The sequence below is a fragment of the Stenotrophomonas sp. SPM genome (assembly GCF_003105135.1).
Classification (GTDB): domain Bacteria; phylum Pseudomonadota; class Gammaproteobacteria; order Xanthomonadales; family Xanthomonadaceae; genus Stenotrophomonas.
On sequence record NZ_QETL01000131.1, the window covers coordinates 1 to 9,686 of the forward strand.

The following is a 9,686-nucleotide window of genomic DNA, read 5'->3' on the forward strand; positions in this document are numbered from 1 at the left end:
TCGGCTCTACATGGGGCAGATCGCAGGCAACAAAAAACCCGGCCGAGGCCGGGCTTTTGTCTGCTGCCCAACCCCGAAGGGCGGGGCGGCAACGCCGGATCAGGCGGCCTTGAGGGCCTTGATGCGGTCGTTCAGGCGGCTCTTATGACGAGCAGCCTTGTTCTTGTGAATCAGGCCACGCGCGCTGAAGCGATCCAGGATCGGCTGGGCAACGGCGAAGGCGGCTTCGGCGCCGGCGGCATCGTTGGCGTCCAGCGCCTTGATCACTTTCTTGACAGCGGTGCGCAGCATCGAGCGCTGAGCCACGTTGCGCGCGTTGCGCACGACGGTCTGCTTGGCGCGCTTCTTGGCGGACTTGATATTGGCCACGGTGGTGGTTTCCTGAAAAAATCGGTGTTATGGGAACAGCAAGCTAGCTAGTATGATGGCGTAAGAAATGCACGTCAAGTCGATTGTCAAGAGGGACGCTGAGTGAGTTCACCCAAGTTGTTGCGGGGCCTGCTGTCGTTCAGCAGCATGACCATGGTCTCGCGCGTTCTCGGACTTGTCCGGGACTTCGTGGTGACCACCACGTTCGGCACCAACGCCATCACTGATGCTTTCTGGGTCGCCTTCAGGGTACCCAATTTCCTCCGCCGTTTGTTCGCCGAAGGCTCATTCGCGACCGCTTTCGTGCCGGTGTTCACGGAAGTGAAAGAGACCCGCAGCCATGCAGAGCTGCGCGAACTGATGGCGCGCACGGCTGGCACCCTGGGCGGCATCCTGATGCTGGTGACCGCCGTGGCGCTGATTTTCGCGCCGCAGCTGGCGTCGGTGTTCTCAAGCGGGGTTGATACCGATCCGGTCAAGCAGGGCCTGCTGGTCGACCTGTTCCGCCTGACCTTCCCGTTCCTGCTGTTCGTCTCGCTCACCGCCCTGGCGGGTGGCGCGCTCAACAGCTTCCAGCGCTTCGCCATGCCGGCGCTGACCCCGGTCATCCTCAACCTGTGCATGATCGCCGGTGCCCTGTGGCTGGCGCCGCGGCTGGGCGGCACCCCGGAAAAGCAGATCCTAGCGCTGGGCTGGGCGGTGCTGGCCGCCGGCATCCTGCAGCTGCTGTTCCAGCTGCCCTCGCTGAAGGGCATCAACCTGCTGACCCTGCCGCGCTGGGGCTGGACCCACCCGGGCGTGCGCAAGGTAATGACCCTGATGGTGCCGACCCTGTTCGGCTCCTCGGTGGCGCAGATCAACCTGCTGCTGGACACCCTGATCGCCGCCAAGCTGACCGACGGCTCGCAGTCCTGGCTGTCGCTGGCCGATCGTTTCCTTGAGCTGCCGCTGGGCGTGTTCGGCGTGGCCCTGGGCACGGTGATCCTGCCGGCGCTGGCCCGCCACCACGTCAGCACCGACCGCGAAGGCTTCTCGCGCTCGCTGGACTGGGGCCTGCGCATGACCCTGCTGATCTCGGTGCCGGCCATGCTGGGCCTGCTGTTCCTGGCCGAGCCGCTGATCGCCACCATCTTCCAGCACGGCCAGTTCAGCGCCTTCGACACCCGCATGACCGCGTTGTCGGTGTACGGCCTGAGCTTCGGCCTGCCGGCGTTCGCCCTCCTGAAAGTCGTGCTGCCGGCCTTCTACGCCCGCCAGGACACCCGGACCCCGGTGCGTGCCGGCGTGGCCGCGCTGGTGGCCAACATGGTGTTCAACTTCGCCCTGCTGGCCGTGTTGTACCAGGTGATGGTGCCCGACGAGCTGAAGGCACAGGGCGTGATGACCGCCATCGGCAAGCAGCCGGGCCTGCACCTGGCCCTGGGTATCGCCAGTGCGCTGTCCAGCTACCTGAACCTGGGCCTGCTCTGGTACTGGCTGGGCAAGACCGATGTCTACCAGCGCCGACCCGGCTGGGGCGGCTATCTGGCACGCCTGCTGGTGGCCTGCGTGGCCATGGTCGGCGTGCTGCTGGCCCTGCTGCACTGGCTGCCTGCCTTCTCGGCCATGGGCGTGTGGGAGCGGATCGGCGCCCTGGCGCTGTTGGTCGGCGGCGGTGGCGCGACCTACGGCGTGGCCATGCTGGCGATGGGCTTCCGCCCCCGCGACCTGCGCGGGCATTGATCGGGGGCTACGACGGCTATACTTCAGGGTTACACCATTGAAGCGGCGGCCCCGGGTGGGCCGGAACGAGAGTTGATGAGCAGGCTGTTCAGAAGCGTCGAGGGCGGGGAGCTGTTCCCCAACGGAAGCGTGGTCTGTATCGGTGCATTCGACGGCCTCCACCTGGGGCATCGTGCGCTGGTCCGCCACGCGGTCGCCCGCGCGCGCGCCTTGGGCGTGGCCGCGGTGGCCGTGGCATTCGAGCCGCTGCCGCGAGAATTCTTTGCCCAGGGCACGCCGCCGCCGCGGCTGACCCTGGCCCGCAGCAAGGTCGAGATCCTGCGCGAACTGGGCGTGGATGCGATCGGCCTGCTGCGCTTCGACGCGGCGATGGCGGCCATGCCGGCCGAGGATTTCGTCCGCACGCTGCTGGCGCAGCGCCTGGGCGCGCGCGAAGTGTGGATCGGTCCGGAGTTCTGCTTCGGCAACCGCCGTCGCGGCGATCTGGCCCTGCTGCAGGCCATGGGCGCCGAGCTCGGCTTCACCGCCGGCGAGATCGAAGCGGTCGACCTGCACGGCGATCGCATCTCCAGCACCCGCATCCGCCAGCTGCTGCAGGCCGGCGATTTCACCCATGCCAACGATCTGCTCGGTCGCCCCTACGCGATCAGCGGGCGGGTCGTGCGTGGGCGACAGCTCGGCCGTACGCTGGGCTTCCCCACCGCCAACCTGCGCTTCCCGAAGACGCCGGCGCTGTCGGGCATCTACGCTACCTGGGTGCACGGCGTGTTCGACCAGCCGTGGCCGTCGGTGTCCAGCTTCGGCACCCGGCCGACCGTGGAAGGCGTGGAGCCGCTGCTGGAAGCCCACCTGTTCGATTTCCAGGGCGACCTGTACGGTCGCCATATCGAAGTGGAATTCGTCGCCAAGCTGCGCGACGAAGAGAAATTCAACGATCTGGTGGCACTGACCGACCAGATGCACCGCGACGCCGACCAGGCGCGCGCCATCCTTTCCGAACATAGATTGCGAGCCACTGCGTGAGCCAGGACTACAAGACCACCCTGAACCTGCCAGCCACCGAATTCCCGATGCGCGGCGACCTGCCCAAGCGCGAGCCGGGCATTCTGGCGCGGTGGGAAGCGCAGGGGCTCTACCAGCAGCTGCGTGACAACGCCGCCGGCCGCCCGCTGTTCGTGCTGCATGACGGCCCGCCGTACGCCAACGGCCGCATCCACCTGGGCCACGCGGTCAACAAGATCCTCAAGGACATCATCGTCAAGTCGCGCTACCTGGCCGGCTTCGATGCGCCCTACGTGCCGGGCTGGGATTGCCACGGCCTGCCGATCGAGATCGCGGTGGAAAAGAAGTGGGGCAAGGTCGGCACCAAGCTTGACGCGGTCGAGTTCCGGCAGAAGTGCCGTGAGTTCGCCGAAGAGCAGATCAACATCCAGCGCGCCGATTTCAAGCGCCTGGGCGTGACCGGTGACTGGGACAACCCGTACAAGACCCTGAGCTTCGATTTCGAAGCCAACGAGATCCGTGCGCTGGCCAAGGTCGTGGCCAACGGTCACCTGGTGCGTGGCGCCAAGCCGGTCTACTGGTGCTTCGACTGCGGCTCGGCGCTGGCCGAAGCGGAAATCGAATACCAGGAAAAGGAATCGCCGGCGATCGACGTGGCCTACGCAGCGCGCGATGCGCAGGCCGTGGCCCAGGCCTTCGGCGTCAGCCTGCCGGGCGATGTCGAAGTGGCCGTGCCGATCTGGACCACCACCCCGTGGACGCTGCCGGCCTCGCTGGCGGTGTCGCTGGGCGCGGAGATCCGCTACGTGCTGGCCGAAGGCCCCGCGCACAACGGCAAGCGCCGCTGGCTGGTGCTGGCCGCTGCCCTGGCCGAGCGCGCCCTGCAGCGCTACGGCGTCGAAAACGTGGTGCTGCACGGTGAAACCACCGGCGCGGCGCTGGAAAACCAGCTGCTGGCGCACCCGTTCTACCCGGAGCGCGAGATCCTGGTGCTCAACGGCGAACACGTGTCCGACGAGGACGGTACCGGTGCGGTGCACACTGCCCCCGGCCACGGCCAGGAAGACTACGTGGTCAGCCAGAAGTACGGCCTGCTGGACAAGTACAACGCCGGCCAGATCACCCCGGTCGACGGCCGTGGCGTGTACCTGGAATCGACCCCGCCCGCCGGTGACGTGGTGCTGGCTGGCCAGCATCTGTGGAAGGCGCAGGAGGCCATCGTCGGCGTGCTGCGCGACAACGGCGCGCTGCTGGCCTTCCACCCGATCCGCCACAGCTACCCGCACTGCTGGCGCCACAAGACGCCGGTGGTGTTCCGCGCCACCCCGCAGTGGTTCATCTCGATGGACAAGGCCAACCTGCGCAACGATGCGCTGGCCGCCATCGATACCGTGGGCTGGTTCCCGAGCTGGGGCAAGGCGCGCATCCAGAGCATGGTCGACGGTCGCCCGGACTGGACCATCTCGCGCCAGCGCACCTGGGGCGTGCCGATCGCGCTGTTCACCCATCGCCAGACCGGCGAGATCCACCCGCGCACGGTGGAGCTGATGCAGCAGGTCGCCGACCGCGTTGAAGCCGAGGGCATCGACGTGTGGTACTCGCTGGATGCCGCAGAACTGCTGGGCGCCGAAGCGGCCGACTACGAGAAGGTCACCGACATCCTCGACGTCTGGTTCGATTCGGGCGTCACCCATGAGGGCGTGCTGGCCGCGCGTGGCTTCGGCAAGCCGGCCGACCTGTACCTGGAAGGTTCCGACCAGCACCGTGGCTGGTTCCAGTCCTCGCTGCTGACCGGCGTGGCCATCGACCAGCGTGCCCCGTACAAGCAGTGCCTCACCCACGGCTTCACCGTGGACGAGCACGGCCGCAAGATGTCCAAGTCGCTGGGCAACGGCATCGAGCCGCAGGACATCATGAACAAGCTGGGCGCGGACATCCTGCGCCTGTGGATCGCCTCGGCCGACTACAGCAACGAGATGTCGCTGTCGCAGGAAATCCTCAAGCGCAATGCCGATGCCTACCGCCGCCTGCGCAACACCGCGCGCTTCCTGCTGGGCAACCTGGATGGTTTCGATCCGGCCAAGCACTTGCGCCCGCTGAACGAGATGGTCGCGCTGGACCGCTGGATCGTGCACCGCGCCTGGGAACTGCAGGAAAAGATCAAGGCCGCGTTCGACAACTACAACATGGCCGAGATCGTCCAGCTGCTGCTGAACTTCTGCAGCGTGGACCTGGGTTCGCTGTACCTGGACGTGACCAAGGACCGCCTGTACACGATGCCGACCGATTCGCACGGTCGTCGTTCGGCACAGAGCGCGATGTACCACATCGCCGAAGCGTTCACCCGCTGGATCGCGCCGATCCTGACCTTCACCGCCGACGAGCTGTGGGGCTACCTGCCGGGTAAGCGTGCCGAACACGTGCTGTTCACCACCTGGTACGACGGCCTGGCGCCGCTGCCTGCCGATGCCCAGCTCAACGCAGCTGATTTCGACCAGCTGCTGGCCGTGCGGGAGCAGGTGGCCAAAGTGCTCGAGCCGATGCGCGCCAACGGTGCCATCGGTGCCGCGCTGGAAGCGGAAATCACCATCGCCGCCAGCGAAGAGCAGGCCGCGAAGTGGCAGCCGCTGGCCGATGAACTGCGTTTCCTGTTCATCAGCGGCGACGTGCAGGTGCGCCCGGCGACCACCGACGAAGTGTTCGTCAGTGCCCAGCCGACCCAGAAGACCAAGTGCGTGCGCTGCTGGCACCACCGCGCCGACGTCGGCAGCAACGCCGATCACCCGGAACTGTGCGGCCGCTGCGCGGGCAACATCACCGGTGCCGGTGAAGTGCGGAGCTGGTTCTGATGGCCGCGCCCCGTCCTAATCCCAACGCCCTGGTCTGGCTGCTGCTGTCGGCCGCCATCATCGGCCTGGACCAGTGGTCCAAGGCCTGGGTGCTGTCGAGCCTGCCGGAGTTCCAGCCGGTGGTGGTCATTGACGGCTTCTGGAACTGGTACCGCACCTACAACACCGGCGCGGCGTTCAGTTTCCTGAGCGACGCCGGTGGCTGGCAGAAGCACTTCTTCACCGTGCTGGCCATCGCCATCAGCGGCCTGATGGCGTGGTGGCTGCGCGCCACCGCCCGTGGCAACTGGAAGGCAGCGGTGCCGTACGCGCTGATCATCGGTGGTGCCATCGGCAACGTGATCGACCGCCAGGTGCATGGTCATGTGGTTGATTTCATCCAGTGGTATATCGGTGACCATGTCTGGCCGGCGTTCAACGTGGCCGACTCGGCCATCGTGGTCGGTGCCGTGGGCATCGCCCTGTTTGGCCTGTTCGACGGCAAGTCCGCCAAAAAGGCGGATAATGCCACCCCGAAACCGTAAGCCGGCCGCTGCCGGGAGACTGAACTGATGGATGTGCTGCTCGCCAACCCGCGTGGTTTCTGTGCCGGTGTCGATCGTGCGATCGAGATCGTCAAGCGCGCGATCGAAACGCTGGGCGCGCCCATCTACGTCCGCCATGAAGTGGTGCACAACCGCTTCGTGGTCGACGACCTGAAGCAGCGCGGCGCGATCTTCGTCGAGGAACTGGACGAAGTGCCGGACAACAACACCGTCATCTTCAGCGCGCACGGCGTCTCCCAGGCCGTGCGCCAGGAAGCCGACCGCCGCGGCCTGAAAGTGTTCGACGCCACCTGCCCGCTGGTGACCAAGGTCCACTTCGAAGTGGCCCGCCACTGCCGTGCCGGCCGTGACGTGGTGCTGATCGGCCACGCCGGTCACCCGGAAGTGGAAGGCACCATGGGCCAGTGGAACCGCGAAGCCGGTACCGGCCAGATCTACCTGGTCGAGGACGTGGAGCAGGTCGCCACGCTGGAGATCAACCAGCCGACGAACTTCGCCTACACCACCCAGACCACGCTGTCGGTGGACGACACGCGCGGCATCATCGAGGCGCTGCGCGAGCGGTTCCCGGAGATGCAGGGCCCGAAGAACGACGACATCTGCTACGCCACGCAGAACCGCCAGGACGCCGTGCGCGACCTGGCCAAGCGCTGCGACCTGGTGCTGGTGGTGGGTTCGCCGAACAGCTCCAATTCCAACCGCCTGAGTGAGCTGGCCCGCCGTGAAGGCGTGGAGAGCTACCTGATCGACGGCGCGCGCGAGATCGACCCGCGCTGGGTGGAAGGCAAGCAGCACATCGGCGTGACCGCCGGTGCTTCGGCACCTCAGGTGCTGGTGGATGGCGTGCTGGCCCGCCTGGCCGAGCTGGGCGCCAACGGCGTGGGCGAGTTGGACGGCGAGCCGGAATCGATGGTGTTCGCCCTGCCGAAGGAACTGCGTCTGCGGTTGGTGGACTGACTGCGGAAGGTGGTACGCCGGGCATGGCCCGGCGCTGGCGGGTGCATGTCATCCACGCATGGCGTGGATCTACTGCATCCGGTCGGCACACCCGTAGATCCAGGCCATGCGTGGATGGGCACCGCCCATGACCTTTTCCGCCCACGCGCCCCAGTAGATCCACGCCACGCGTGGATGGGCACACCGACCATGACCTTCGGCCATGGGGTTCTGCACTACACAGGCCTAGCATCAAAGGTTCTACCGTAGCTGGAACCTGCCTGATGAAGACCCGTGCCCTGGTGATGTCCGTGCTGTTCGCGCTGGCGTCCACGCCTGCGGTGGCGCAGACCTCGCCGCCGGGCGATGCCGCGGCCCCCGGCCTGCTGCGCATCGATGTGGATGCACGTGACCTTGCCCGTCGCATCTTCAAGGTGACCGCTACCCTGCCGGTCAAGCCCGGTCCGGTCACCCTGCTGTACCCGCAGTGGATTCCCGGCAACCATTCGCCCACCGGCCCGATCGACAAGCTGGCCGGCCTGCGCGTGACCGCCAACGGCAAGCCGCTGGCCTGGCAGCGCGACCAGTTCAATGTCTATGCGTTCAAGGTGGACGTTCCCGAGGGTGTCAGCGAGATCGTCGCCCACTTCGATTTCCTCTCCTCGCAGGGCGGCAGCCAGGGCCGTGTGGTGATGACCCCGGAAATGCTCAACCTGCAGTGGAACGCCAACTCGCTGTACCCGGCCGGCGTCGACGCGCGCAACCTGCAGGCGCAGGCCAGCGTGACGCTGCCCAAGGGCTGGGGCTATGCCACCGCACTGGAAACCGCGCGCCGCGATGGCGACACCGTGGTGTTCAAGCCGATCTCCTATGACCACCTGGTCGATTCGCCGCTGTTTGCCGGCGAGCACCACCAGCGCATCGATCTCGACCCCGGTGCGAAGGTGCCGGTGCACCTGAACGTGTTCGCCGACGACGCCAAGTCGCTGAAGCCGACCGACGAACAGATCAAGCTGCATCGCGCATTGGTGCAGCAGGCCGACAAGCTGTACGGCGCGCGCCACTACGACCACTACGAATTCCTGCTGGCCCTGACCGACCGCCTCGGCGGCATCGGTCTGGAACACCATCGTTCCAGCGAGAACAGCGCGGCCCCCGGCTACTTCACCGAATGGGACAAGAACGCGTGGATGCGCGACCTGCTGCCGCACGAGTACACCCACTCCTGGAACGGCAAGTACCGTCGCGGCGCGGACCTGGCCACCGCCAATTTCAACGTGCCGATGGGCGACAGCCTGCTGTGGGTGTACGAAGGCCAGACCCAGTTCTGGGGCCAGGTGCTGGCCGCGCGCTCGGGCCTGTGGTCGAACGAGCAGACCCGCGACATGCTGGCCAACGTGGCGGCGACCTACGACCGTGGACGCCCGGGCCTGGCCTGGCGCGCGCTGCAGGACACCACCAACGACCCGACCATCGCCCAGCGCCGCGGGCTGGCCTATCGCAACTACCAGATGAGCGAGGACTACTACTCCGGCGGGCAGATGCTGTGGCTGGAAGTGGAAGGCAAGCTGCGCGCGCTGAGCGGCAACCGCCGCAGCCTGGATGATTTCGCGCGCACGTTCTTCGGCGTCGGCAATGGCGACTGGAACGTCAAGCCGTACACCTTCGAGGATGTGGTGGAGACCCTCAATGGCATCGCGCCGTACGACTGGGCCAGCTTCCTGCGCCAGCGCCTGGACGGGCACGGTTCGCTGACCGGTGGCCTGGAACTGGCTGGCTGGAAGCTGGCCTACCGCGATACGCCGAACGAGGCCTACAAGGCGCAGGAAAAGCGCGCCAAGGCCGCGCTGCTGGCGTACTCGCTGGGTGCGACCGTGCTCGACACCGGCGTGGTCGGTGATGTGATCTGGGACAGCCCGGCCTTCAACGCCGGCCTGGCACCGGGCATGAAGGTGATTGCCGTCGGTGGCCGCGAATACAGCAGCGAGCGCCTGAAGGACGCCGTCTCGGCCGCGGCCAAGGACAAGGCGCCGATCGTGCTGCTGGTCAAGCAGTTCGACCGCATCGATACGATGAACATCGACTACCACGGTGGCCTGCAGTACCCGGCGCTGGAGCGCATCGCTGGCAAGCCGGACCGTCTCGCCGAGCTGTGGAAGGCGCGATGATGTATTGATCTCTGTAGAGTCGACCGTTGGTCGACTGCGCCTTTGTAGAGTCGAGCCATGCTCGACTGCTTCTGCCAACAGCAGTCGAGCATGGC

General features: G+C 66.6%; 7 protein-coding genes. 6 read left to right on the forward strand and 1 reads right to left on the reverse strand.

Annotation, left to right across the window (positions count from 1 at the left end):
* Window positions 1-99: 99 nt before the first annotated feature.
* Window positions 100-369, reverse strand: coding sequence for a 30S ribosomal protein S20 (gene rpsT / locus DCO49_RS18180; RefSeq protein ID WP_005408560.1), 270 nt, complete (start codon window positions 367-369; stop codon window positions 100-102).
* A 117-nt stretch (window positions 370-486) separates the two neighbouring features.
* Here rpsT and murJ point away from each other — a divergent pair, with 117 nt between their 5' ends.
* From murJ to DCO49_RS18210, 6 genes are all read left to right on the forward strand, one after another.
* Window positions 487-2,091, forward strand: a complete 1,605-nt coding sequence (murJ, locus tag DCO49_RS18185; RefSeq protein ID WP_116865192.1) for a murein biosynthesis integral membrane protein MurJ — start codon at window positions 487-489, stop codon at window positions 2,089-2,091.
* 75 nt (window positions 2,092-2,166) lie between these two features.
* The gene (locus DCO49_RS18190) at window positions 2,167-3,114 is read left to right on the forward strand and encodes a bifunctional riboflavin kinase/FAD synthetase (RefSeq protein WP_116865193.1); all 948 of its coding nucleotides are present in this window, start codon (window positions 2,167-2,169) and stop codon (window positions 3,112-3,114) included.
* Window positions 3,111-5,942, forward strand: coding sequence for an isoleucine--tRNA ligase (ileS, locus tag DCO49_RS18195; protein WP_116865194.1), 2,832 nt, complete (start codon window positions 3,111-3,113; stop codon window positions 5,940-5,942). Before DCO49_RS18190 ends, ileS begins: the two co-directional genes overlap by 4 nt.
* The gene (lspA, locus tag DCO49_RS18200) at window positions 5,942-6,466 is read left to right on the forward strand and encodes a signal peptidase II (protein ID WP_116865195.1); all 525 of its coding nucleotides are present in this window, start codon (window positions 5,942-5,944) and stop codon (window positions 6,464-6,466) included. The genes ileS and lspA overlap by 1 nt, the downstream gene beginning before the upstream one ends.
* A gap of 27 nt (window positions 6,467-6,493) precedes the next feature.
* Window positions 6,494-7,444 (forward strand): 4-hydroxy-3-methylbut-2-enyl diphosphate reductase, encoded by a 951-nt coding sequence (ispH, locus tag DCO49_RS18205; protein ID WP_116865196.1) that lies wholly within the window; start codon window positions 6,494-6,496, stop codon window positions 7,442-7,444.
* 263 nt (window positions 7,445-7,707) lie between these two features.
* Complete coding sequence (locus tag DCO49_RS18210; protein WP_116865197.1) at window positions 7,708-9,591, forward strand: M61 family metallopeptidase; 1,884 nt, start codon at window positions 7,708-7,710, stop codon at window positions 9,589-9,591.
* Window positions 9,592-9,686 lie beyond the last annotated feature (95 nt).